Genomic DNA, 22,782 nt, shown 5'->3' with positions numbered 1-22,782 from the left:
AGGTGATTGAAGTGAAGACATGGCGTGGTCACGCGACCGCTTCGCTAATGCAGCCGTGAACCGCTTCGCATTTTTGCGCAGCGGAAGATGCTAGGCTGCACGAGCTGTTTTTTTCGCCACGCCATTTCCGTGGCGTGTTTGCTTTTCAATGTCACTTTTAAGTCAAAGAGGATCCGCTATGAAACTTTTGCCTTTACTGGCAGCTTTACCCCTGCTCTGCGCGAGCGTTGTTTCCGCTAACTCACTGATGTCCGTCGGCTACTTTAACGGCGGCGGCGACGTCACTGCCGGTCCAGGCGGCGATATTGATAAACTGGACGTACGCCAGATTACCCATCTCAACTACTCGTTTGGTCTGGTCTATAACGACGAGAAAGACGAAACCAACGCGGCCCTGAAAGACCCGAGCAAGCTGCATCAGATTTGGCTGTCGCCGAAAGTACAGGCGGATTTGCAGAAAATCCCCAGCTTGCGCCAGCAGAACCCAAGCCTGAAAGTGTTGCTTTCCGTCGGCGGCTGGGGGGCGCGCGGATTCTCCGGCGCAGCGGCGACGAAAGAGACCCGGGCGGTGTTTATCCAGTCGGCGCTGGCGATTATTGAAAAATATGGCCTCGATGGCATCGACCTCGACAGGGAGTATCCGGTCAACGGCGCGTGGGGGCTGGTCGCCAGCCAACCGGCCGATCGCGATAATTTTACCGCCCTGCTGAAAGAGCTGCGCGCGGCGGTAGGGAACAAAAAACTGGTGACCATCGCCGTAGGCGCAAACGCGGAGAGCCCAAAAAGCTGGGTTGACGTCAAAGCGATAGCGCCATCGCTCGACTACATCAACCTGATGACCTATGACCTGGCCTACGGCACCCAGTACTTCAATTCCAACCTGTATGATTCAACCCGCTGGCCGACGGTCGCTGAAGCAGATAAGTACAGCGCGGACTTTGTGGTGAACAACTACCTTGCCGCCGGTCTAAAGCCGAGCCAGATGAACCTGGGGATTGGTTTCTATGGCCGGATACCAAAACGCGCCGTCGAACCGGGTATTGACTGGAGCCAGCCGGACGCGCAGAAAAACCCGGCCACCCGTCCCTACTTTGCGGCTCAACAGATTGAGCTGTTCGAATCGCTGGGCGTCGATCTGACCAAAGACACCTATGTGAAATATAACGATATCGTGGCGAAGTTAATCAACGATCCGCAGAAGCGCTTTACTCAGCATTGGGATGATGAAGCGAAGGTGCCGTGGCTATCGGTGCAGTCCGCCGACGGTCAAGCCCTCTTTGCGCTTTCCTATGAAAACCCGCGCTCGGTGGCCATCAAGGCCGACTATATCAAGAGCAAGGGTCTGGCGGGCGCGATGTTCTGGGAGTACGGCGCGGATGACCAGAACCAGTTGGCGAAACAGCTGGCCGAGTCATTAGAGATCAAACGCTGAACTGCGCGGTGTCAGCGCATGCACAATAGGTTATGATAACTGCATTCCGCTGCGCCAGCTCAGGCGCAGCTTTTCATTTGCAACAGAAGGCATGGGTATTATGGCTTATATCCCGAAAAACTACGCCCGTCTGGAAGTCGGTTACCGCGAAAAAGCGCTGAAGCTCTTCCCCTGGGTCTGCGGACGCTGCTCGCGTGAGTTTGTCTATTCAAACCTGCGTGAGCTGACGGTGCACCATATCGATCACGACCACTCCAATAACCCGGAAGATGGTAGCAACTGGGAGATGCTGTGCCTGTACTGTCACGATCATGAGCACTCAAAATACACCGAAGCCGATCTGTACGGCTCGACGGTGGTCGCCGGCGAAGATGCGCAGAAAAGCGTTGGCGAAGCGAAATATAACCCCTTCGCCGATCTTAAGGCGATGATGAACAAGAAATAACGCTGTGACGCATCAAAGCCCGGCGCACACCTGGCCGGGCTGACGCAGGCCTTTTCAGGCTCAGGATTTAAAGGTCGCGATAGGCTGCGGCGTAATGCCGAAGTCAACTTTCAGCTGCTGTTTACTTTTCATCACCATCTGCCCGTTGGTATCGATGGTCATATGCTGCGCGTCAACGTTGTAGCGCGCCTGCCAAAGCATCACCAGCTGCAGGCAGTTCTCTTTCTGTTCGTCAGTCAACGCCACGCCGTCCGGCCATTTACCCAACTCCACCGCCGTGGCCAGGCGCTGATAAACTTCCGGCGTCATACCGTCAATAATCCGATCGATTTCCATCTTCCGATATCCCCGTTTGGAATAATTTGCTGAATCGTTTTTTCAACCCTTAATTTGCTCACCGTTTTCGTCATTGGTGAAGCTTAACGAGGCCGAATTAACGCAAAAACGTTCTCCGGTGGGCTGAGGGCCATCCGGGAATACGTGCCCAAGGTGAGCATCGCAGTTTCCGCAGCGAATTTCCGTGCGCTGCATACCGTGGGAGTAATCATCAAGGTAGCGAATTGCGTCATCGCTGACGGGCTCATAAAAGCTCGGCCAGCCGCAGCCGGAATCATACTTGGTTTGCGAGTGAAACAGCGCGGCATCGCACACCAGGCAGTGGTAGACGCCATCGCGTTTGTTGTGCAGCAACCGCCCGGTGAACGGCGGCTCAGTACCGTGATTCTGCGTCACGTAAAACTGCATCTCGCTCAAATTTTTTTTGAGCTCGTCCGAAGAGGGTTTATTCGACATTGACTTGCTTCTCGCTGTGAAAGGACAACTTTTCACGTCAATTCTAACAAAATATTAACAATGAAGCGTGCACTTTTGTTCTAAACTTAGGCGACGCCAAAAGGCAGCCACACAATTGTGATGAATATCACATTTTTATCTTCAATGACCTTTAAAATTCCGGGCGCAGCCCCCATATGGAATTGGGCTCAAAGGGAAAGTGGGATAAATCGACCGCGCAAAGGCATGCTCTGGATTGATTTGTCGCAATGATTGACACGATTCCGCTTGACGCTGCGTAAGGTTTTTGTAATTTTACAGGCAACCTTTTATTCACTAACAAATAGCTGGTGGAATATATGACTATCAAAGTAGGTATCAACGGTTTTGGCCGTATCGGTCGCATTGTTTTCCGTGCTGCTCAGGAACGTTCTGACATCGAGATCGTTGCAATCAACGACCTGTTAGACGCTGACTACATGGCTTACATGCTGAAGTATGACTCCACTCACGGCCGTTTCAACGGTACCGTTGAAGTGAAAGACGGTCATCTGATCGTTAACGGTAAAAAAATCCGTGTTACCGCTGAGCGTGACCCGGCTAACCTGAAGTGGGACGAAGTGGGTGTTGACGTTGTTGCTGAAGCAACCGGTATCTTCCTGACCGACGAAACCGCTCGTAAACACATCACCGCTGGCGCGAAAAAAGTCGTACTGACTGGCCCGTCCAAAGACAACACCCCGATGTTTGTTAAAGGCGCTAACTTTGACAAATACGAAGGCCAGGACATCGTTTCCAACGCATCCTGCACCACCAACTGCCTGGCTCCGCTGGCAAAAGTTATCAACGACAACTTCGGCATCATCGAAGGTCTGATGACTACCGTTCACGCAACCACCGCAACTCAGAAAACCGTTGATGGCCCGTCTCACAAAGACTGGCGCGGCGGCCGCGGCGCAGCTCAGAACATCATCCCGTCTTCTACCGGCGCTGCTAAAGCTGTAGGTAAAGTCCTGCCAGAACTGAATGGCAAACTGACCGGTATGGCGTTCCGCGTTCCGACTCCGAACGTATCCGTTGTTGACCTGACCGTTCGTCTGGAAAAAGCTGCTTCTTATGAAGAAATTAAGAAAGCAATCAAAGCTGCTTCTGAAGGCGCAATGAAAGGCGTTCTGGGCTACACCGAAGACGACGTTGTATCCACCGATTTCAACGGTGAAATCTGCACTTCCGTATTCGACGCCAAAGCGGGTATCGCTCTGAACGACAACTTTGTGAAACTGGTTTCCTGGTACGATAACGAAACTGGTTACTCCAACAAGGTTCTGGACCTGATTGCTCACATCTCCAAATAAGTTGAGATGAGACAGTAATCTGTAAGAGCGACTTCGGTCGCTCTTTTTTTTGTCTGAAGATAAAGGATTGCGTAATGATTAATAAAATTTTTGCCCTCCCGGTTATCGAACAACTTACCCCTGTCCTTTCCCGCCGCCAGCTTGATGACCTCGAGCTGATCGTCGTTGACCATCCGCAGGTGAAAGCCTCCGTGGCTTTGCAGGGCGCTCACCTGCTCTCCTGGAAGCCCGCGGGCGAAGAAGAAGTCCTGTGGCTCAGCGGCAATACGCCGTTTAAAAACGGCGTTGCCCTGCGCGGCGGCGTGCCGATTTGCTGGCCGTGGTTCGGCCCTTCTGCGCAGCCGGGTCTGCCCTCCCACGGCTTCGCCCGCAATCTGCCCTGGGCTCTGAAAGGGCACGATGAAGATGACAAAGGCGCGGTGCTGACCTTTGAACTGAAAAGCAGCGAGGCTACCCGCCAGTACTGGCCGCACGAGTTCACCCTGCTGGCGCGTTTCAAGCTGGGCAAAACCTGCGAAATTGAGCTGGAAGCGCACGGCGAATTTGAAACCACTTCCGCCCTGCACACCTATTTCAACGTCGGCGACATTGCGGCTGTGAAGGTCAGCGGTCTGGGGGAGCGTTATATTGATAAAGTGAAAAACGCGGAAGAAGGCGTTTTGAGCAATGGCACAGAGACCTTTCCCGATCGTACCGACCGCGTGTATCTGAATGCCGAAACCTGCAGCGTGATTCACGACGATGCGCTGAACCGCAATATCGACGTTACGCATCATCACAACAGCAACGTGGTGGCCTGGAACCCGGGTCCGGCGCTTTCCGTCAGCATGGGCGACATGCCGGATGATGGCTACAAAACCTTCGTCTGCGTAGAAACCTGCTGCGTGACCGAAACCCAGAAGGCCAGCGAAGAGAAACCTTCGCGCCTGGCGCAAACCCTCCGCGTGGTGAAACGCTAACGCAAAGCAGGATGGCGCGCGGGTTAACATCGTTCTGCCGGGCGGCGGCTTACGCCTTGCCCGGCCTACTCGACTGATTGTACGCGTATTTTGCCGATCGCAGAGTTGGGCTTTGCTTTACACCATATCCAGCGGCGTTTTTCTGGCCGGCGCCGGGTAAGCTTTATCGAGAAGCGCAAGCTCCTCATCGTTCAGCACAATATCCAGCGCCGCGGCATTCTGCGCGACATGCTCAATGCTCGACGCCTTCGGGATCGCCAGTACCTCCCGGTGGCTAATCACCCACGCCAGCAGAATCTGCGCCGCGGTCACGCCCCGCTCCTGCGCAATATTTTTCACAACGGTATGATTTAAAAGTCCATTGCGCAGGCGACCGGCCTGAGCCAGCGGACAATAGGCCATTACCGGCAGCCGCCGCTGCTGGCACCACGGCAGCAGGTCATACTCAATGCCGCGGGAAGCCAGATGATAGAGCACCTGATTGGTCGCGCACCGTTCGCCGCCCTCCACCTGCCAGAGCTGTTGCATATCATCCTCATCGAGATTCGACACGCCCCAGCGGCGAATTTTACCCTGCGCAACCAGCGCTTCCATGCCGGCAACCGTCTCCTGTAGAGAATAATCTCCGCGCCAGTGCAGCAGATAAAGATCCAGATAGTCGGTATTGAGGCGGCGCAGGCTGGCCTCGCAGGCGCGGGCTATTTTGCGTCCACCGGCATTCCATGGATAGACTTTAGACACCAGCACCACCCGATCGCGTTGCCCGCGAATCGCCTCGCCGACGACCTCTTCAGCGCCGCCGTCAGCATACATTTCCGCCGTATCGATAACCGTCAGGCCAAGATCGATGCCCGCGCGCAGTGCAGCCGCCTCCTGCGCGCGCAGCGCCGGGTTTTCACCCATATACCAGGTCCCCTGCCCGATAACGGGAACCGCCGGATGCTCGCCAAAACGAATGGTCCTTTCTGCCATCGCTACCTCCTGCAAATGATTGCACCACCATAATGCAAAACAGGGCGAGACGCCCTGTTTTGATGCACAAAATGCCCTGTAATAAAGCACTATCAGAAGGAGTAAGTGACCCCGGTAGAAATCAGGCCGCTCCAGGATTTGTCCACCATCGGGCTATCGGTGATTTCATCGGACAGGCGGGTATAGCGCGCCACGCCGTATACGCTCCAGTCGCCGAGGAAACGATAGTTTGCCGACAGCTCGAGGTACGGGTTCCAGCTGCTGTCCGGATCGTAGCTGCGCATGCCGCTGCGATTCGACTCATGTTTCGAAACACCATAGTAGTACTCGTTCTGGTTGTCGCTGTTCCACTCCACGCCAATACCCGGCGTAAGCGTCAGGTTGCCGTTGGTATAGCGATACAGCCAGGCCAGATCCCATACGATACCGTTGCTGTTATCCAGGGTGTCCCCTGACAGCGCGGTGCGCAGGAAGCCGTACTGCGTATAATGTTCGTAGGAGAGCCCCGCCATCACCGTGGACTTACGCTTATCCAGGCGACGCATCTGCTGGCTATCGCTGTCGCCAGGCTTAAAGTACATCGGCGACCAGTACGCGGTCACAGAGAGCTTATCGTTGGTATCATTCCACAGGTAGTAACCACCACCCAAGCCGCGAAACCAGAAGTTATCGCTCTCATAATTAATAACGGGCACCGGGTAAACATCAGCATCATATTGCTTGTAGGGATGTTCGACCACACCCACACCCGCCCCTAAAGTGAACTTCCCTTCAGCGTGTACGGCGGATGCTGAACTCGCAATCAACACACCAAGTGCCAGAAGTTTGATTTTAGTCACGATCCATATTCCTGTTGTCAAATAATCAGCGCAGGCAGTTTAACGTTGTATACGTCATGCCTCAAATTCTTTACCAGTCATTACACTGAACTCATCATTTTCTCATCGTCAGATGACCACAAGCTGACACCTGAATGACAGCGCCATGACGCCGCAGGACAAGAGGTGCAAAAAAGAGACCGTTTTCCGGATGAGTTATTGATATGTCATTGAAATTGATTTTCTACGCCATGCAAGTTTTCCAAATGCATCTACGCTTAAATTTAGAAGAAGTAAATGCGGGGCACGTTATCCCGATACTTCGCCAACCTGGCATAAGGGTTGCTGGAGTATCAGAGAGCGCTATGCAGCTTACCTCTTCCGGGGGCTCCCACTATTCATATGAACGGCTCTCAACCTGTGCTAAAAACGAAAGGACGGCATGCCATGAATATATTCGATCACTATCGCCAGCGCTATGAAGCTGCCAAGGACGAAGAGTTCACACTGCAGGAGTTTCTTACCATCTGTCGGCAAGATCGCAGTGCTTATGCTAACGCAGCAGAAAGATTGCTGATGGCCATCGGTGAGCCGGTCATGGTCGATACGGCCCTCGAACCCAGGCTATCCCGTCTCTTTTCAAACCGGGTTGTCGCACGCTATCCGGCCTTTGAAGAGTTTTACGGGATGGAAGATGCCATTGAGCAAATTGTTTCTTACCTGAAGCACGCCGCTCAAGGGCTGGAAGAGAAGAAACAGATTCTGTATCTGCTGGGGCCCGTGGGCGGCGGTAAATCATCGCTTGCCGAACGCCTGAAGTCCTTAATGCAGCGCGTCCCTATCTATGTGCTCAGCGCAAACGGAGAGCGCAGCCCGGTCAACGACCATCCGCTGTGTCTGTTCAACCCGCAGGAGGATGCGCAAATCCTCGAAAAAGAGTACGGCATTCCAAACCGCTATCTGGGGACGATTATGTCGCCGTGGGCGGCCAAGCGTCTGCATGAATTCGGCGGCGACATCACTAAGTTCCGCGTGGTGAAAGTGTGGCCATCAATTCTGGCGCAGATCGCCATCGCCAAAACCGAGCCCGGCGACGAGAACAACCAGGACATCTCGGCGCTGGTCGGTAAAGTGGATATTCGTAAACTGGAGCACTACGCGCAGAATGATCCGGATGCCTACGGCTACTCCGGCGCCCTGTGCCGCGCCAACCAGGGGCTGATGGAATTCGTCGAGATGTTTAAAGCGCCTATCAAGGTGCTGCACCCGCTGCTGACCGCGACGCAGGAAGGCAACTATAACGGTACCGAAGGGATCTCCGCCCTGCCGTTCAACGGGATCATCCTCGCCCACTCCAACGAATCGGAATGGGTGACCTTCCGGAATAACAAAAACAATGAGGCCTTCCTCGACCGCGTGTATATCGTCAAGGTGCCTTATTGCCTGCGTATCTCGGAAGAGATCCGCATCTATGAAAAACTGCTTAATAACAGCGAACTGACCCATGCGCCGTGCGCGCCGGGCACGCTGGAAACGCTGTCGCGCTTCTCGATTCTGTCGCGGCTGAAAGAGCCGGAAAACTCGAGCATTTACTCAAAAATGCGCGTCTATGACGGCGAAAGCCTGAAAGACACCGACCCGAAAGCGAAATCCTATCAGGAGTATCGCGATTATGCCGGCGTTGATGAAGGGATGAACGGCCTGTCTACCCGCTTCGCGTTCAAAATCCTGTCGCGGGTATTTAACTTTGACCATGCCGAAGTCGCCGCCAACCCGGTGCATCTGTTCTACGTCCTCGAGCAGCAGATCGAGCGCGAGCAGTTCCCGCAGGAGCAGTCAGAGCGTTATCTTGAGTTCCTCAAAGGCTATTTGATCCCGAAATACGCCGAGTTTATCGGCAAAGAGATCCAGACCGCCTACCTTGAATCCTACTCTGAGTACGGGCAGAACATTTTTGACCGTTATGTCACCTACGCCGACTTCTGGATTCAGGATCAGGAATACCGCGACCCGGATACCGGCCAGCTGTTTGACCGCGAGTCGCTGAATGCGGAACTGGAGAAAATCGAGAAGCCCGCCGGGATCAGTAACCCGAAAGACTTCCGCAACGAGATAGTCAACTTCGTGCTGCGCGCCAGAGCGCACAACAGCGGGCGTAATCCAAACTGGACCAGCTACGAGAAACTGCGCACGGTTATCGAGAAGAAAATGTTCTCCAATACCGAAGAGCTGTTGCCGGTGATTTCCTTCAACACCAAAACGTCAACCGATGAGCAGAAAAAACACGATGACTTTGTCGACCGCATGATGGAGAAAGGCTATACCCGTAAGCAGGTTCGTCTGCTGTGCGAATGGTATCTGCGGGTACGTAAATCATCCTGATAGACCGGCCCGGCAGCTCACCGCTGTCGGGTTAATAATAACTGCGAAGACCCAATAACATTCAGCGATGGGCTGTTTTCCGCGCCTGAATGGCCGGGGCATAGTTGGCAAATGCAGTACAGGAGGGCATATGACCTGGTTCATAGACCGACGCCTGAACGGGAAAAATAAAAGCGCCGTCAACCGGCAGCGCTTTCTGCGCCGCTATAAAGCGCAGATAAAGCAGTCGATCTCCGAGGCCATCAACAAGCGCTCGGTGACCGATATTCAGAGCGGAGAGTCCGTCTCCATCCCAACGGACGATATTAACGAACCGATGTTTCATCAGGGACGCGGCGGCCTGCGCAATCGCGTACACCCCGGTAACGATCACTTTGTACAAAATGACCGTATCGAACGCCCTCAGGGCGGCGGTGGCGGTGGAGGCAGCGGTCAGGGGCAAGCCAGCGCCGACGGCGAAGGCCAGGACGAGTTTGTCTTTCAGATTTCGAAAGACGAATATCTCGATCTATTGTTCGAGGATCTCGCCCTGCCAAATTTGAAGAAAAACCAGCAGCGCCAGCTGACGGAGTATAAAACCCATCGCGCGGGCTATACCGCTAACGGCGTTCCCGCCAATATCAGCGTCGTTCGCTCGTTGCAAAACTCGCTGGCGCGGCGCACGGCGATGACCGCCGGTAAACGCCGGGAACTGCACGCGCTGGAAGAAGACCTTGATACCATTAGCAAAAGCGAACCGGCACAGCTGCTGGAAGAGGAGCGGCTGCGCAAAGAGATAGCCGAACTGCGGGCGAAAATCGACCGCGTCCCGTTTATTGATACTTTCGATCTACGTTACAAGAACTACGAAAAACGGCCAGAACCGTCAAGCCAGGCAGTCATGTTCTGCCTGATGGACGTCTCGGGCTCCATGGACCAGGCGACCAAGGACATGGCAAAACGCTTTTACATCCTGCTGTATCTGTTCCTCAGCCGGACCTATAAAAACGTCGATGTCGTTTATATCCGCCACCATACGCAGGCTAAAGAGGTCGACGAACACGAATTCTTTTATTCGCAGGAAACCGGCGGCACGATTGTCTCCAGCGCCCTGAAGCTGATGGATGAAGTGGTCAAAGAGCGCTACGACCCGGCGCAGTGGAATATCTACGCCGCGCAGGCCTCGGATGGGGATAACTGGGCGGACGACTCACCGCTGTGTCATGAACTGCTGGCGAAGAAGATCCTGCCCGTGGTGCGCTACTATAGCTATATTGAGATAACCCGTCGGGCGCACCAGACGCTGTGGCGGGAGTATGAACACCTGCAGTCGACCTTCGAAAACTTTGCTATGCAGCATATTCGCGACCCGGAAGATATTTATCCGGTATTTCGCGAACTGTTTCACAAGCAGACCTCAAAAGCGGACGGTTAAACTTTTCCCGACAGCCAGCACAGACGCTGGCTGTTTTTTATCCCGCCTTACCCGGCCCGCCCCCGTTGCAAAGTACCGGGATCAATCTCCGACATAATCAGGTCGGGCAAGCTCTCCAGCTGGTGCACCTTGCCGCACTTAACGATGATCTGCCGCGCCTTGTCGTATCCCGGCGCCCAGAGTCGATTATTCATCCGCACATCTTTGTAGACCGCGATAAGCGGTTTTTTCCACGCCGCCGCCATATGGACCACCGAAGTATCCGGTGAGATAACTAAATCGGCCTGGGCAATAAGCGCCATGCAGTGATGCAGCGTTTTAAACGGATTCACGCAGACCTTTTCCGCCAGGGGAATGCGGATTTCATCGCGGTGATCGAGCAGGATGATGTTGACGTCGGGATAATCCTGACACAGCCTGGCGATAAGCGCAGCCAGCTGCGTCTGCGACATACTACGGTCCTGATGCCCGGCAAAAATATTAATCACCACGTTACGCCCGTTCAGCGCCGCCAGATATTCACGAACCTGATGATTAACATCCTGCGGGATATGCAGGTCATAAGAGTGCAGATATTTCTTATCCAGCTGCAGATAATCAGCGATGATCGAAAATGTCTTGCTGACGTGCCAGTTTTCACAGTCAAAATCAAAAGACCGGGTATAGTGATTGATGGAAGGCCATTTATTAAATCCCAGTACCGACCTGGGTTTTATCTGCCGTAAAAGCAGCATGCGGTGAACCGGAATATCAAACAGCGACGGGTCAATTACAATATCGTACTTATTATTCGCAAGCTCATTAATAACGGAGCGAGGAACGTTATGGGTAAATTTACGCAGATAAGCCGCCGAGTCGACATTCTCAGCTTCATAAATATGGCGAATATGTGGATTATCACGCATGACCTGACTGTTTGATTTCGTTAACAGAAAATCAACGGTCATACCTGCCTTATGGAGGCATTTAACCAGCGCTGAATCTACTACCACGTCGCCGATCGCCCCTTCATTACGCATTAGCAACACCGTTTTAACAGAGGTTAAATCAGCTTCGCGGCGCACGCGACTATCCCAGAACGCTTTAGCGATATAGACTCGAATGACATTGCGTATTTTCTTAAATAAATAATTACGACGCCTGTTTAGCTCCCTTATTTTTTTAAACTTTCGGGGGGATGCCTGCACCGCTGCGTTTTCCATCATCATAACCTCATTACCGCTATCAATAGTACCGCCTGTTACCCTGCTAAGGACTGGTGAAAATAAGAAAAGTTCGCTTGATAATTAACATTATTTCATTTTTAGCGGCGGCAGGATAGCCGCAGCGCGGTTATTGCAGCATATTTTATTGAGAACAAAATGAGTGAAAAATGAATTTAGTCGAATATTTACGATAGCCACATAACTTAGCGTCCTTATATTTAATCAGCTATTTATCTTCATTGCCGTTCGGTGATGACGCATGGCGATGCTGGACAGACGACCAGTATGCTTATCATCGGTCGTGGCGCCACCGGGCCGCCCATGGTAGAATCATCTTAATCGTGCTGGCGAAATTATCATCATGAAATTACAGAATAAATTACTCCGTTATTTCATTTCTGCGGGGGTGGTTGTCCTGACATCTTCGTTTCTGGTGTATGAATTAGTCGCCAGCCATCGGGATATGTCAGAATACATGCGATATATCATCGAAAAGGGCGAATCCGCCTTTCTGTACGATAAATATCAAAATCAGCTCGTGATCTCCCAGGTCGCGCGAAAGCTGGATACGCATCCGACTGCCGAAAAAGCCCAACAGGCCTGCGCCAGCGTCGAGAACAAGGGTAAAGTCTTCGGCCTGAATATCGCCGGGCATACCTTCCCCGGGCTTCACGGTACGCTCAGTACCACGCAGGCGTCGTGCGGGCCATGGATCAACGCTCTCCCGGCGCTGCAGGCATTTGATGCCGCTATCGCCCAAAGCGATATGAACTCAGCGCTGAATGCGGCAACATTCAAATCAGACAAACGTTTCCGCTACTATCTTGATTTAGATAATAAGTATGCCTATTTCTATTCACCAATTGAGATAAAAAGCAATCTAGTCGCCAACTGGGACTTTCTTCACGACAGCAAACTAGGCATCACTCAGAACAGCCTCAACGGTTTACTTCGTGGCCGCACGCTGATTTCCAGCATCTATGCTGATGCGTTAACCGGGCAGAATATTTTGTCATTTTTAACCCCGGTCTATCATCGGGATCGGCTGAAGGGCATCGTGATGGTGGATGTCACTCGCCATGATATTGAGAAACTTCTTTACACCGCCGACCGCCCTTTGGTCTGGCGCTATCTCGACATCACGTTAACGGACTCCGACTCAACATCTGAAATCCGCGTACACCGCAGCAACACGCATTTTTTCAGCTATGCCCACCATAGCCAGAAGGTAGCGGAAAACCTGCATATTGCGCTGTCGCTGGATATGACCTATTTTCTGCTTAGCTCCTGGAAGCTATTCCTGTTTTACCTGATATCTACCGGCGTTTTACTGCATCTGGTACGCATGCACTTTCGTCTGTATATCGACGTTTTCAAAGAGAACATTAGTGATTCTTTAACCGGTCTTTACAACCGTAAAATTCTCTCCTCGCTGCTGGAATCCCGCATGCAAAAGCTTACCGAGCAGGGGGTGAATATCGTGTTTATGGCGCTGGACTGCGACCGGCTTAAATACCTTAATGATACCTGGGGGCACGACGAAGGCGACCGCGCGATTGTGCTGCTCGCGCAATCCATTTCCGCCGCCATCCGTAAAAGCGATTACGGCATCCGTCTGGGCGGCGATGAGTTCTTCCTGATCCTGATCGATTATGAGGAACAAGAGGCGCAAAATATCCCCGAGCGTATTCGCCAGCACCTGAGGGCAATTGACATTAACCGGCGCGTTAATTTCTCATGGGGCGCCTACAGCATGGCGCCGGGGGATAGCCTGGCCGATGTAATGAAAATCGCCGATGCCCGGCTGTACGAAAATAAAAAGCAAAAAAAGTATCCTTACCCGGGGCGAGAAGAAGAATCTTGAGGTTTTATTGTGAAGGAAAAAATCGACATGAACGCGCCTGTAAGAATCAGTATTCATCAGCAGCTGCTAGCGCTGCTTAACCGCTCCCACGCCCGCTATCGGGTCGTTGAACATGAGGCCGTCGGGAAATGTGAAGCCGTGTCGAAGATTCGCGGCACCGCGCTGGGCCAGGGAGCCAAGGCGCTGGTGTGTAAAGTGAAAGGGCATGGCGTTAATCAGCACGTTCTGGCTATCCTCGCCGCCGATCTTCAGGCGGATTTAGGCCGGTTGGCCGAATACATCGGCGGCAGTAAAGCCTCGCTGGCCAGCCCGGCGGAAGTGGACGCCCTGACCGCCTGCGCGTTTGGCGCCATTCCCCCCTTCACTTTCCATCCGGACCTGCGGCTGGTCGCCGATCCGCTGCTGTTTGCGCGTTTCCCGGAAATCGCCTTCAACGCCGGGCAGCTTGATAAGTCCATCATCCTTGATACCGCCGACTATCTGCGCATTGCCCGTCCGGAACTGACCGCGTTTCATCGCCTGGCCTGATTGCCCCCCTGCTACGCTAAGGCCGCGGGTAGCAATCGATCGTGCAGATGCCTCAAATCGCGAGTCTGCGATAAAAAACCTGTTTACTTACGCGATTATGCGTAGAGTAAACGGGTTTTTCTTTTTTTATTTTTTGGCAAGGACCTCTGCACATGCTCGACACCACCCTGTTAATACTGCTGGGCCTGGCGGCGCTCGGCTTTATTAGCCACAACACCACCGTTGCTATTTCAATCCTGGTTTTAATTATCGTCCGCGTCACCCCGCTCAACGCTTTCTTTCCATGGATTGAAAAGCAGGGGCTGACCATCGGTATTATTATCCTCACCATCGGCGTGATGGCCCCCATTGCCAGCGGTACGCTGCCGCCCTCAACGCTGCTGCACTCCTTTGTGAACTGGAAGTCGCTGCTGGCGATTGCCGTGGGGGTATTTGTTTCCTGGCTTGGCGGACGCGGCGTGGCGCTGATGGGCTCGCAGCCGCAGCTGGTGGCCGGACTGCTGGTCGGCACCGTCCTCGGCGTCGCCCTCTTCCGCGGCGTTCCGGTTGGCCCGCTGATCGCCGCCGGGATCATTTCGCTGTTTATTGGGAAGTCGTAGCCAGGCTGGCAAGATAGCGGCCCGGCGTTTGCCCGAGGCCCTTTTTAAACATGGTAATAAAGGCGGTGGTAGAGTCATAGCCCAGGCTCTGCGCCGTCTGCTGTACCGTCTGCCCGCGGACCAGCATCTGCAGGGAGAGGATCAGCTGCAGCTGATGTCGCCAGCGGCGAAAGCTTAAGCCCGTCTCACGCACCACCAGCCGCGCCAGATTGCGTTCGCTCATGGCGAATTCCGCCGCCCACTGCGCCAACGTTTGCCAGCGGGCCGGGTCGACGGCCATCGTGTCCACCATCTGACGAATTTTTGGATGCCCGGAGACCGGCAGCTGCAGGTGCTCCTGCGGCTGCTGCGGGAGTTCATCGAACAGCACCTGCACCAGGCGGTTCATTGCCGGTTTAGCGAGTTCTGCCCTGCCGCGCTCGGCCATGACGAGGATAAGCTCGCGCACCAGCGGTGAAATTTTTAACGTACAGCAGAAAGCCGGCATCGCCGCCGCGTCGGGTTCAATAAACAAAAAGCAGACCTGCGCCTCCGGCGTCGCCCGATTGCTGTGCGACACCTGTCCCGGCACCCACACCGCGTACTGCGGCGGCACCATCCACATCGCGTTCTCCACTTCGCAGGTCAGCGCCCCGTGAAGCGCGAGAATAAGCTGCCCTTTGCGGTGCTGATGGCGCGGAATGTACTGCTCGTCCGCGACAACCTGAATACGAAAAGCCGCCGCCGCTTCGTGACCGCTGTCCGGGTCGTAGCCGTCAAGGCCCAGTCCGATCATAAAAATGTCCGATTTTAGCGATAATCTGTCATTTTAGCTTGATTTAAACAGAGGACAAACAGGCTATTGTAACCGCCTCGTATTCTAGTTTGAGATAGCCATGAATTCTGCTTCACCTTCTGCCGATCGCCGTCATCTTGTATTGATTGCCGGTATTCTGCTTATCGCCACCACCTTACGCGTGGCTTTTACCGGCGCCGCGCCGCTGCTTGATGCCATTCGCAGCGAATATGGCCTCACCACCGCGCAAACCGGTCTGTTAACCACTCTGCCGCTGCTGGCCTTTGGCCTGGTCTCGCCGCTGGCGGCGGCTGTCGCCCGCCGCTTCGGCATTGAACGAAGCCTGCTGCTGGCGCTGATCCTGATTTGCCTCGGTATTGCTCTGCGCTCCCTGCCCGTGGTCACGCTGCTGTTTATCGGCACCGCGATTATCGGCTGCGGCATCGCGCTGGGGAACGTTCTGCTACCAGGACTCATTAAGCGTGACTTCCCGCAGCACGTCGCCAAAATGACCGGCGCTTACTCTCTCACCATGGGGGGCGCGGCGGCGCTGGGTTCGGCAATGGTCGTTCCCTTGGCCTTCGCCGGGCTGAGCTGGCGCGGCGCGCTGTTGATGCTGATGGTATTTCCGCTGCTGGCGCTGTTTGTCTGGCTGCCGCAGTCGCGCAGGCAAGCCGCCGCGCCGCTGACCGGGTCCGGCGCCATCCACAACCGCGGGATCTGGCGATCGGCGCTGGCCTGGCAGGTGACGCTGTTTCTCGGGATTAACTCGCTGGTCTACTACGTCATCATCGGCTGGCTGCCCGCCATTCTGCAAAGCATTGGCTACAGCGAAGCGCAGGCGGGCTCCCTGCACGGGCTGCTCCAGCTGGCAACCGCCGCGCCGGGGCTGGCGATACCGTTAATACTTCATCGGCTGAAAGATCAGCGCGGTATCGCAGTTCTGGTCGCCCTGATGTGCGCAGTCAGCGCGCTCGGATTATGGTTTTTACCCGGTCAGGCGGTGCTATGGACGCTTATCTTCGGCTTCGGGTCCGGCGCGACCATGATTCTCGGCTTGACCTTTATCGGTCTGCGGGCCAGCTCAGCGCACCAGGCCGCCGCGCTGTCCGGCATGGCGCAGACGGTGGGCTATCTGCTGGCCGCCTGCGGGCCGCCGGTGATGGGGAAAATTCATGATGCCAACGGCGACTGGCATATCCCGCTGATCGCCGTGGCGTTGATCTCAATTGCGATGGCGGTATTTGGCGCGCTGGCCGGGCGCGATCGGGAGATTAACGGCTAGCGCTAGCGATGCCCGGCGACCGCCGCCGGGCGTTCGCTCACTGACTTGCCGCGCGTAAAAACGCGTGAACCAGCGGCGCAGGTCTGCCTTCCAGCGCGTTGCGCTCGTGCTGGAATAACGTGGCGACAAAGAACGGATGGGTCACCAGTTCTACCGCCCGAATCTCGCCGTCATCATCCCAGCCAGTGACCCGCAGGTCGCCCTGCTCCAGTTCGCGGGCAAAATCGTCGGCAATCCCGTAGCTGCAGTGATAACCCTCTTCAATGCTGTCGCGGCCATAGGCGCGGGAGATAAGCGTATGGGCGCGCAGTTCAATATTGTCCGACTTTTCCACCAGCGAGCAGCTTAACGGCGCAATCACCATCCGCCCTTCGGTATCGGTTTCGGCATGCGCGGCATCCTGCCAGCCCATAACGTTGCGCGCGTATTCAATAATCGCGTGCTGGAAGCCGCCGCAGGTGCCAAGGAACGGAATACCGTTTTCCCGGGCGTGGCGAATGGCGATAAAGGCGCCTTCGGCATTTTTATAGGGGCTGGCGGGAACCACCCAGATAGCATCGTAATCGGCGAGGTCATCAGCGGATTTTATCTCACTGGTGGACAGCCAGTCATAGCGCAGCGGCAGTTCCAGTACGGCAGCGGCATCATCAATCGCCAGCGGAATCGCTTTATGGGCAACGACGTCGGGGTTGTAATCACCGACCAGAGCAATACGCAGGGGGGAGTTCATAGCAGGATCCTTATGTCATAGCGATTATCAGGCAACACAAGGAGTCTCAGGTTAGCGATCTCCACGGCAGAACACAATCCTTATTTTGTCTGCCCTTGAACGCGGGTAATTTACTCTAACTGGCGTTATGGTATTGGGCAAACAAACGGCTATGGATGCACGATGAAGGACAAAATTCTGGTTAGCGCCTGCCTGATGGGCTTTCAGGTTCGCTATAACGGCAGTCACAAAGCCCAACTGGCTAACGCGCTGTCTCGCTGGCAGAGCGAGGGGCGGCTGGTCACCCACTGCCCGGAGCTGGCTGCGGGGTTGCCCATCCCCAGACTACCGGCGGAGATCCTGGACGCACAGGGAGCGGACGTTATGCGAAATCGTGCTCAAATTGTCGAAAGCGACGGCCAGGACGTCACCGCGCACTATCAGCTGGCCGCCTGGCTGGCACTAAAAGCCGCGCAGGAGGAAGGCTGTACCGCGGCGCTGCTCACCGACGGCAGCCCAACCTGCGGCAGTCAGTTTATCTATGATGGTACCTTTAACGGACGGCGCAAACCCGGAGCCGGCGTTGCCGCCGCCCTGCTTCGCGAGAACGGGATTACGGTATTTTCCGAACAGCAACTGCCGCAGCTGCTTGCCTGGATGAAACAAAGGGAGAGTGACGATGATTCAATGTAAACGCGTTTATGACCCGCAGGAAGAGAGCGACGGCTACCGTATACTGGTAGACCGCCTGTGGCCGCGAGGAATAAAAAAAGAGGCACTCAATTACGCTGAGTGGTGCAAAACCCTGGCGCCATCGACAGATTTACGCAAGGCTTTTCACGGCGAGACGCTCGATTTTGCCCACTTTAGCCAACGCTATCGCCAGGAGCTTGAGGCCCATCGTGATGAAGGCGAGCGCCTGGCCGCGCTGGCCCACCGGCAGACGCTGACGCTGCTCTACGCGGCGAAAAACACCCGGCATAACCATGCCCAGGTGCTGGCTGACTGGCTGAAAGCGCTATGACTTAGCCGGATGATCGCGGCGCCAGAGCTCCCATTCATCTAACGTTTCACCACCGGGTAGCTTGCACTCGGTGCGCACGCCCTGCGGGCTTTGAATGGGAACCTGTTTCCCGCCCAGCTGCTGACAGTAAACCGAAGCCGGGTTAGCCATCCCTACCGGATGTGCTTGCTGTGTCGGCTGAGTCTGCGCGCATCCGGCAAGCGCCAGTGGCAGCATCAGTATCATCCCCTTCATTTCTGCTCCTTAATTGATGAAAACGGTCTTTGGTCCCGAATCTCCACGGTTTCTCCATTTTAGCTGCACTTTTGCGTCGTAGAGTACCCCTGTTCTCGAACTGACCAGAGAACAGATCATTCCATAATCAATGAGTTTTTCCCCGTCGCCCCCGACGGGGCTTTTTTTCCCGCCGCGGATGCAGGTATTCTCCTAACAGATGTGTTAAATTTTGTGTATCTATGTTAATTCTGCGCTGATTGTTGTTTAGCATAACTTGCTGGTAGTTATGATTAGCGTTCGGGAGCCGTATTCCTCATGTCCGATTTTATTCTCGCGCGCGTGACGCAAACGCTAGCCAATGAACACTCCCTCGAAACATTGGTGCGACAGCTGCTTGAGATGCTGGAGCTTGTTACCCGAATGGAATCCACCTACCTGACGCGTATTGACTTCGACGCGCAGCGACAGCTGATTATGTATGCGCATAACAGCAGCGAAATGCAGATCCCAGAAGGGTTCTCCGTCCCATGGAACGACTCGCTATGTAAACGTGCGCTCGACGAGCGTTGCCTTTTCAGTAACGATGTCGCCGAACGCTGGCGTTCGTGTATCGCCGCGCAGGATTTGGGCATCACCACCTTTTTTAGCATTCCTGTGCGCCTGACCGACGGCTCATTATTCGGCACGCTGTGCGCCACCAGCCGGGTAAGACAACCCTATAACCTTGAGGGTGAGCAGGTCATGAATTTATTCGCGAACCTCATCGCCCACTACGTTGAAAAAGAGACGCTAGTGCAGCAGCTTCGCTCGGCCAACGTCGCGCTTGAAATGCACTCATACACTGATGAGCTTACCGGTTTACCGAATCGCCGCTCGCTGTTTAAGTATCTTGCCGCGCAGTTTCCGCGGGCCCGCGAGCAGCGGCGCAGCATGCTGCTGATTTTTATCGATCTCGACGATTTTAAAGCAATAAATGATCGATTCGGCCATCCGTGCGGCGATAACTTTCTGATTCAGGTTGGCGAACGTCTGGCGGCTCACGTACGCAGCGGTGATATTGTCGGCCGTCTCGGCGGCGATGAATTTTTAATTGTCGGACCGGGCCCCGAATTAGCCGACCAGCAGGAGTATATCGCCGCGTTACGTCAAGCGCTGACGGGGATCTATTTCCTTGGCGAGCACCGGATTAACTACCCGGGGGCAAGCTTTGGCGTTATTGAGGCCGACCCGCAGCAGATTGACGTAGAACAGGCGCTACGCGCCGCCGACGACGCGATGTATCTGGATAAGCAGTCTCGTCGTCAGGGAAGATTTTTTCATATTGACTAATCTACGGTGAAATCCCGTATGATATTCGCCACGACTTGCACTTACAGGGGCTCAATAATGAGGCTGGGTATTCTATTTCCGGTGGCTATTTTCATCGTCGCCGTTGTTTTTCTGGGCTGGTTTTTTGTCGGCGGCTATGCGGCGCCAGGCGGAGCGTAATGAAAAAAAGCACCATTATTATGCTTATTGTCGCCATCGTCGCCCTGGCGGGGACGCAATTGGGTTGGTGGTAAATCCAGGAATATTCGCGCCGCTCTTCGGCAAAGATTGCAGAATTATCTCATCTACTCAATAACTTAAAAGAATACACTCACATCATCAGCCGATACCGCATGGCCGTTTCTGCGGACGGATTTAACTGGAGAAGTGAGAAATGAAAAAACCGATCGTGTTGCCGTTGATTCTCGCGCTTTGCACGCTGTTATCGGGATGTATTGTCGACCCAGGCTATCACCACCATCGCCACCATCATCATCATGACGACAGAGACTGGCGATAAAGCGGACAACATCATAAGGCGAACTTCGGTTCGCCTTATTGCATGGGATCAGTCCCGACGGTCGGAACCTAAAAAGAGGAAACCCAGCGGGATAGAGAACAGCAGCGTAAACACAATGCTATAAACCGTCACCATCGCCCCCTGCAGGAAGAACATTGACGTCGTCCACTCTGAGTAAGGCATATTGTATTCGCTCACCACGCCGCCGAAGGTCGCACGCCCAACCACGATAAGCGCGATGGCGAATATCGCCGCTATCGACAAAAAGAACTTCTTGCTATTTTTATTGCTGGTGAGTTTCTGCAGAATCATCCGGGTTCCCTTTTTTCTGAACGATAATCGGCTGTATATGTAACACCAATGCAATCAAAATTGAAGGAGTTTTGTTACAAGAAAGAGCCAATCGCTATCGGGCCGGTCGCACGTCCCGGCCGCAACGATTACGACTGCAGCGTCGCCAGACGGGCGGCAAAACCAACAAATACAAGGCCTATCAGACTGTTGCCGATTTTCGCCAGTTTCTTTTTCGTCTTCACGTAACGCGTAACGAACGAGCCGGAGAGGATCAGAAAGCTCATATAGATGAAGCTAATAATCTCCAGGGTCAACGCCAGGATAAAGAACGCCAGCCCGGGCGTTTTGGCGCTGACGTCAATAAACTGCACGAAGAATGAGACATAAAAAAGAATGGCCTTTGGATTCGTCAGGCTGAGGGTCAGCGAACGTTTAAGAATCGCGCTCCCCGGCTCGGAATCAGCAGACGAATGACCGTCACGCTGGGTTAACACCGCGTAGAGCATCTTACCGCCCATCCACAGCAGATAAATCGCCCCCAGGTATCGAACGATATTGAACAGTACCGGCGTGGTCTTGATAAGCGTCGCAACCCCGGCAAAAGCCAGGAACATCAGCACCGCATCACCGATAAATATGCCAGCGGCCGCCAGATACCCTTTCCTGACGCCATGGGCGACGCCGGTCTTGAGGACAAAAAAGGTATTCGGGCCGGGAACCAGGATGATAAAGATAGCCCCAACCAGGTAGGTCAGGTAATTCAGTACACCAAACTCAGCGAACACAACGCACTCCTTCGCTTACAACAAAATATGATCCCGCGCACGTTAACGCAACCGGGACCATTTTGAAAGCGCCGCGAGTGCGGATGCCTTAATAGAGCGAAGTTTCACCCAGCGGACGGGTTTTAAAGCGGCGGTGAACCCATAGATACTGCTCCGGCGCGCGCAGGATTTCTTTCTCAATAACCTTATTAATATAGCTTGCCGCATCCTGTTTATCTTCGCCAGGATAGTCGCTCATTACGTCGCTGATGTGCAGGCTATAACCCCGGCGATCCGCTTTACGCACCATGCTGATGGTGAGCATTTTCGCGCCCGATAAACGAGAGAGCACGTAGGTGCCGTTGGTCGTTGCGGCCTGCTGTACCGAGAAGAACGGGGCAAATACGCTCCCCTTCGGACCGTAGTCCTGATCCGGCGCAAACCACACCGCTTCACCCGACTTTAGGGCATGCACCAGACCGGATAAATTACGACGGTCGATCATCGCCTTGTTCGAGCGCAAACGACCGCGCGTCTGCACCCACTCCATTAACGGGCTATTGTGCGGACGGTAGGTCGCCATCATCGGACGACACAGCCCCATCGTACGGCCGCCCAGCTCAAGAGACATAAAGTGGACGCCGACAACCATCACGCCTTTTTGTTCGCTCAGGGCATTGTTGAGATTAACCATGCCTTCGACGTCAAACCATTTCTTGACGCGTTCATCGCTCCAGAACCATGCCATTCCCGTTTCGATCAGGCCCATCCCTAGTGACATGAAGTTCTGCTCAATAAGCTTTTCGCGCGCCGCGGGCGACATCGTGGGGAAGCAAAGTTCGAGATTACGTCTGGCGATATGCTCACGACGCTTAAGGAAGCGCCGGGATGCGCGACCGGCGCTGGTACCGATAAGGTGCAATACGGGATAAGGGAGCTGGACGATAAGCCAGAGCACACCCAGGCCAAACCAGGTCCCCCAATTACGGGGATGAAGCAGTTTTTTATTAAAAGCGTAAGACATGTTTTTTCCTGTAAACATTAGAACATGAGGTAACGCTTAAGGAAAAAACGAGTCCCTTCATCTGTCATTAGGCGGTACGTGTAGCAGTTCAGACAATAATAATCCTGGTAAATTCACTC

General features: G+C 54.2%; 27 protein-coding genes. 16 read left to right on the top strand and 11 right to left on the bottom strand.

Features of this window, described 5'->3' with window-relative positions:
* Positions 1-178: 178 nt before the first annotated feature.
* Together BWI76_RS11530 and yajD are read left to right on the top strand one after the other, a co-directional pair.
* The gene (locus tag BWI76_RS11530) at positions 179-1,432 is read left to right on the top strand and encodes a glycoside hydrolase family 18 protein (RefSeq protein WP_004138288.1); all 1,254 of its coding nucleotides are present in this window, start codon (positions 179-181) and stop codon (positions 1,430-1,432) included.
* Between the two features lie 100 nt (positions 1,433-1,532).
* A complete protein-coding gene (yajD, locus tag BWI76_RS11525; protein ID WP_004138290.1) occupies positions 1,533-1,877 on the top strand; it encodes an HNH nuclease YajD in 345 nt (114 codons plus the stop codon).
* Positions 1,878-1,937: 60 nt separating this feature from the next.
* On the opposite strand, the gene BWI76_RS11520 is transcribed toward yajD, so the two are convergent.
* Positions 1,938-2,213: a YeaC family protein gene (locus BWI76_RS11520; RefSeq protein WP_004138292.1), complete on the bottom strand. Its 276-nt coding sequence runs from the start codon at positions 2,211-2,213 to the stop codon at positions 1,938-1,940.
* 42 nt (positions 2,214-2,255) lie between these two features.
* Positions 2,256-2,669: a peptide-methionine (R)-S-oxide reductase MsrB gene (msrB, locus tag BWI76_RS11515; protein WP_004138294.1), complete on the bottom strand. Its 414-nt coding sequence runs from the start codon at positions 2,667-2,669 to the stop codon at positions 2,256-2,258.
* Between the two features lie 338 nt (positions 2,670-3,007).
* On the opposite strand from msrB, the gene gapA reads away from it, so the two are divergent.
* Together gapA and BWI76_RS11500 are read left to right on the top strand one after the other, a co-directional pair.
* Positions 3,008-4,003 carry a glyceraldehyde-3-phosphate dehydrogenase gene (gene gapA / locus BWI76_RS11505; RefSeq protein WP_004138295.1) on the top strand — a complete coding sequence of 332 codons (996 nt, stop codon included), beginning with the start codon at positions 3,008-3,010 and terminating at the stop codon, positions 4,001-4,003.
* A gap of 74 nt (positions 4,004-4,077) precedes the next feature.
* Positions 4,078-4,962, top strand: coding sequence for a D-hexose-6-phosphate mutarotase (locus tag BWI76_RS11500; protein ID WP_004138297.1), 885 nt, complete (start codon positions 4,078-4,080; stop codon positions 4,960-4,962).
* A gap of 117 nt (positions 4,963-5,079) precedes the next feature.
* On the opposite strand, the gene BWI76_RS11495 is transcribed toward BWI76_RS11500, so the two are convergent.
* Positions 5,080-5,934 (bottom strand): aldo/keto reductase, encoded by an 855-nt coding sequence (locus BWI76_RS11495; protein WP_064371691.1) that lies wholly within the window; start codon positions 5,932-5,934, stop codon positions 5,080-5,082.
* A gap of 92 nt (positions 5,935-6,026) precedes the next feature.
* Positions 6,027-6,773 carry a MipA/OmpV family protein gene (locus tag BWI76_RS11490; protein ID WP_004138300.1) on the bottom strand — a complete coding sequence of 249 codons (747 nt, stop codon included), beginning with the start codon at positions 6,771-6,773 and terminating at the stop codon, positions 6,027-6,029.
* Positions 6,774-7,199: 426 nt separating this feature from the next.
* Here BWI76_RS11490 and yeaG point away from each other — a divergent pair, with 426 nt between their 5' ends.
* Together yeaG and BWI76_RS11480 are read left to right on the top strand one after the other, a co-directional pair.
* Positions 7,200-9,134, top strand: a complete 1,935-nt coding sequence (gene yeaG, locus BWI76_RS11485) for a protein kinase YeaG (protein ID WP_004121478.1) — start codon at positions 7,200-7,202, stop codon at positions 9,132-9,134.
* Positions 9,135-9,264: 130 nt separating this feature from the next.
* On the top strand, positions 9,265-10,548 hold the full coding sequence (locus BWI76_RS11480; protein WP_004138302.1) for a YeaH/YhbH family protein: 1,284 nt from the start codon (positions 9,265-9,267) through the stop codon (positions 10,546-10,548).
* A gap of 47 nt (positions 10,549-10,595) precedes the next feature.
* Here the strand turns inward: BWI76_RS11480 and BWI76_RS11475 are convergent, their stop codons facing one another.
* The gene (locus tag BWI76_RS11475) at positions 10,596-11,753 is read right to left on the bottom strand and encodes a glycosyltransferase family 9 protein (RefSeq protein WP_049090022.1); all 1,158 of its coding nucleotides are present in this window, start codon (positions 11,751-11,753) and stop codon (positions 10,596-10,598) included.
* A gap of 361 nt (positions 11,754-12,114) precedes the next feature.
* On the opposite strand from BWI76_RS11475, the gene dgcJ reads away from it, so the two are divergent.
* From dgcJ to BWI76_RS11460, 3 genes are all read left to right on the top strand, one after another.
* The gene (gene dgcJ / locus BWI76_RS11470) at positions 12,115-13,617 is read left to right on the top strand and encodes a diguanylate cyclase DgcJ (protein WP_004138305.1); all 1,503 of its coding nucleotides are present in this window, start codon (positions 12,115-12,117) and stop codon (positions 13,615-13,617) included.
* Between the two features lie 27 nt (positions 13,618-13,644).
* A complete protein-coding gene (locus BWI76_RS11465; protein WP_004138307.1) occupies positions 13,645-14,145 on the top strand; it encodes a YbaK/prolyl-tRNA synthetase associated domain-containing protein in 501 nt (166 codons plus the stop codon).
* 152 nt (positions 14,146-14,297) lie between these two features.
* Positions 14,298-14,744, top strand: a complete 447-nt coding sequence (locus BWI76_RS11460) for a DUF441 domain-containing protein (protein WP_004138309.1) — start codon at positions 14,298-14,300, stop codon at positions 14,742-14,744.
* On the opposite strand, the gene BWI76_RS11455 is transcribed toward BWI76_RS11460, so the two are convergent.
* Positions 14,728-15,519 (bottom strand): AraC family transcriptional regulator, encoded by a 792-nt coding sequence (locus BWI76_RS11455; protein WP_004138311.1) that lies wholly within the window; start codon positions 15,517-15,519, stop codon positions 14,728-14,730. The genes BWI76_RS11460 and BWI76_RS11455 overlap by 17 nt on opposite strands.
* 100 nt (positions 15,520-15,619) lie before the next feature.
* Between BWI76_RS11455 and BWI76_RS11450 the strand changes: the two genes are divergently transcribed.
* Positions 15,620-16,804 carry a CynX/NimT family MFS transporter gene (locus tag BWI76_RS11450; RefSeq protein ID WP_004138312.1) on the top strand — a complete coding sequence of 395 codons (1,185 nt, stop codon included), beginning with the start codon at positions 15,620-15,622 and terminating at the stop codon, positions 16,802-16,804.
* Between the two features lie 37 nt (positions 16,805-16,841).
* Here the strand turns inward: BWI76_RS11450 and BWI76_RS11445 are convergent, their stop codons facing one another.
* Complete coding sequence (locus BWI76_RS11445; RefSeq protein ID WP_004138314.1) at positions 16,842-17,534, bottom strand: CTP synthase; 693 nt, start codon at positions 17,532-17,534, stop codon at positions 16,842-16,844.
* A 162-nt stretch (positions 17,535-17,696) separates the two neighbouring features.
* Here BWI76_RS11445 and BWI76_RS11440 point away from each other — a divergent pair, with 162 nt between their 5' ends.
* Together BWI76_RS11440 and BWI76_RS11435 are read left to right on the top strand one after the other, a co-directional pair.
* Entirely contained in the window at positions 17,697-18,206 is a 510-nt protein-coding gene (locus BWI76_RS11440; RefSeq protein WP_004138316.1) for a DUF523 domain-containing protein, read from the top strand.
* Positions 18,193-18,537 carry a DUF488 domain-containing protein gene (locus BWI76_RS11435; RefSeq protein ID WP_004138318.1) on the top strand — a complete coding sequence of 115 codons (345 nt, stop codon included), beginning with the start codon at positions 18,193-18,195 and terminating at the stop codon, positions 18,535-18,537. Before BWI76_RS11440 ends, BWI76_RS11435 begins: the two co-directional genes overlap by 14 nt.
* Here the strand turns inward: BWI76_RS11435 and BWI76_RS11430 are convergent.
* The gene (locus tag BWI76_RS11430; protein WP_004138321.1) at positions 18,532-18,771 is read right to left on the bottom strand and encodes a DUF333 domain-containing protein; all 240 of its coding nucleotides are present in this window, start codon (positions 18,769-18,771) and stop codon (positions 18,532-18,534) included. The two genes, BWI76_RS11435 and BWI76_RS11430, sit on opposite strands and share 6 nt — an antisense overlap.
* 297 nt (positions 18,772-19,068) lie before the next feature.
* Between BWI76_RS11430 and BWI76_RS11425 the strand changes: the two genes are divergently transcribed.
* The 4 genes from BWI76_RS11425 (at position 19,069) to BWI76_RS28065 (ending at position 20,581) form a co-directional block, all read left to right on the top strand.
* Positions 19,069-20,082 (top strand): sensor domain-containing diguanylate cyclase, encoded by a 1,014-nt coding sequence (locus BWI76_RS11425; RefSeq protein WP_004138322.1) that lies wholly within the window; start codon positions 19,069-19,071, stop codon positions 20,080-20,082.
* Positions 20,083-20,139: 57 nt separating this feature from the next.
* Positions 20,140-20,241 carry a YoaK family small membrane protein gene (locus BWI76_RS28075; protein WP_004101234.1) on the top strand — a complete coding sequence of 34 codons (102 nt, stop codon included), beginning with the start codon at positions 20,140-20,142 and terminating at the stop codon, positions 20,239-20,241.
* Complete coding sequence (gene yoaJ / locus BWI76_RS28760) at positions 20,241-20,315, top strand: protein YoaJ (RefSeq protein WP_049250439.1); 75 nt, start codon at positions 20,241-20,243, stop codon at positions 20,313-20,315. Before BWI76_RS28075 ends, yoaJ begins: the two co-directional genes overlap by 1 nt.
* A 140-nt stretch (positions 20,316-20,455) precedes the next feature.
* Entirely contained in the window at positions 20,456-20,581 is a 126-nt protein-coding gene (locus BWI76_RS28065) for a hypothetical protein (RefSeq protein WP_004138323.1), read from the top strand.
* A gap of 48 nt (positions 20,582-20,629) precedes the next feature.
* On the opposite strand, the gene BWI76_RS11415 is transcribed toward BWI76_RS28065, so the two are convergent.
* The 3 genes from BWI76_RS11415 to lpxP form a co-directional block, all read right to left on the bottom strand.
* A complete protein-coding gene (locus BWI76_RS11415; protein ID WP_004131510.1) occupies positions 20,630-20,893 on the bottom strand; it encodes a DUF2534 family protein in 264 nt (87 codons plus the stop codon).
* A gap of 128 nt (positions 20,894-21,021) precedes the next feature.
* Positions 21,022-21,660 carry a leucine efflux protein LeuE gene (gene leuE / locus BWI76_RS11410; protein WP_004138324.1) on the bottom strand — a complete coding sequence of 213 codons (639 nt, stop codon included), beginning with the start codon at positions 21,658-21,660 and terminating at the stop codon, positions 21,022-21,024.
* A gap of 88 nt (positions 21,661-21,748) precedes the next feature.
* On the bottom strand, positions 21,749-22,663 hold the full coding sequence (lpxP, locus tag BWI76_RS11405; protein ID WP_004138325.1) for a kdo(2)-lipid IV(A) palmitoleoyltransferase: 915 nt from the start codon (positions 22,661-22,663) through the stop codon (positions 21,749-21,751).
* Positions 22,664-22,782: the final 119 nt, after the last annotated feature.

The organism is Klebsiella sp. M5al (assembly GCF_002090195.1).
GTDB classification, from domain to species: domain Bacteria; phylum Pseudomonadota; class Gammaproteobacteria; order Enterobacterales; family Enterobacteriaceae; genus Klebsiella; species Klebsiella grimontii.
Note: the sequence above shows the minus strand (reverse complement) of the source record. Positions and strands in the feature narration are given on the sequence as shown.